General features: G+C 53.1%; 1 protein-coding gene. It reads left to right on the forward strand.

The window, feature by feature from the left end; translation table 11 throughout:
* On the forward strand, positions 1-908 hold a 908-nt coding region (locus BP858_RS11340; RefSeq protein ID WP_286879523.1), incomplete at both ends, for a transglutaminase-like domain-containing protein.

Raw genomic sequence — 908 nt, forward strand, 5'->3', positions numbered from 1 at the left:
CAGAGGGTTCCGATCACTGAGGAGATCGCACGGCAGCACCCCGGAGTAATTATTCTGGATCCAAAGAGGGTGTCAGAATTCCAGGTGATCGATGCGGATATGGTTCCAGTCTCACCCGGTAAGGTTTCGTTGACGCTGCAAACCGAGAGCGGCGACCCCGGCACCCGGGATTTGATGCCGGACGTGAGAATGACCCAGGGAACTATCTCCTGGTACTGGACACAGGACACATTTGTCTATCACGAGATCACAATCCATAACTATGCTTCTTCTGCAGCGAGCGGGATGGTCATCCTCTGGTCGCTTAAGGATGGGTATGGGTGTGGCGTACCTTTTTCGGATCTTGCAGCGGGGGCGGACCTCACTGTGACAGTTCCATTCGAGGTTCTCCCACAGCATAGTTCCATCGGAATAAAACCGATGGCAGTCGAGATCAGAGTTGATCCGACCGGCCTTACGTCATGGATGGCAAGGATGCCGATCGATGCCGTAGAGAAGTATAACAACGATGCGTCGCATCTCCTCGATCCTGACGGCGGAGAAAACCTCGAGACGAGCGACCTGTATCATTTCCCGTTCAGTGAGGGATATAGAGTGCTACTCGAAGCAGCGCAAGCGGCTGATGGTACGACAGAGCCGTATCAGTCCGCATATGCGATAACGCAGTATGTCAATGGGGCTATGAATTACACATACGAAGACCCATATCTTGAATATATATTCTCCGACCTGTACATGATGGATCACCCCTCTCCCATAAACGGAAAGTATCTGGGGGTCTGCGATGAGTATGGAACCCTGTATACCGCCTTCGCCCGGGCGCTGGGCATCCCTACGCGGTTTCTGTCGTTCTCGATGAGAGAAGTGGCTACCGGTAATGTTTCGGGGCATGCCATTGCAGAATCGTG

Source organism: Methanoculleus sp. UBA413, from assembly GCF_002502935.1.
In the GTDB taxonomy this organism is placed as follows: domain Archaea; phylum Halobacteriota; class Methanomicrobia; order Methanomicrobiales; family Methanoculleaceae; genus Methanoculleus; species Methanoculleus bourgensis.